1 pseudogene is annotated in these 423 nt (G+C 26.7%); it reads left to right on the forward strand.

Annotation, left to right across the window (positions count from 1 at the left end):
- Positions 1-186: pseudogene (locus DW761_RS21110) on the forward strand (AAA family ATPase); the annotation flags it as partial.
- Positions 187-423 lie beyond the last annotated feature (237 nt).

Consider the following 423-nt stretch of genomic DNA (forward strand, 5'->3'; position numbering starts at 1 on the left):
TATCCAGCAATCATATTAGAACTTAAGTATAATAAGACAGCCCAAGAAGCAATTGATCAAATTAAAAGGAAAAACTATGTAGAACGAGTAAAAGATTTTGATGAGATACTGTTTGTTGGTATCAATTATTCTACAGATGCAGATGAGCATAAGCATCATGATTGTATTATTGAAAAATATAAATAGGAATGATAAGCATTGTCTAATGAAAACAATAGATAGTGCTTTTTTCATAGTAAAAGAGGAAAAAATAGTCTATAATATAAAAAGAGATGAGGTGATGGATATGTATTATCTAGATACGGATATTCCTGTAGAATTATTTCAACGAGTATTAAAGAAAAAAATCTATGTGGATAAAAGTATGTTGATTGATAAATTTAATGATGTAATTGGTAGTGAAGATTGTTATTATTGTATTAC

Source organism: Absiella sp. AM29-15, assembly GCF_003434225.1.
GTDB lineage: Bacteria > Bacillota_I > Bacilli_A > Erysipelotrichales > Erysipelotrichaceae > Hoskinsella > Hoskinsella hominis.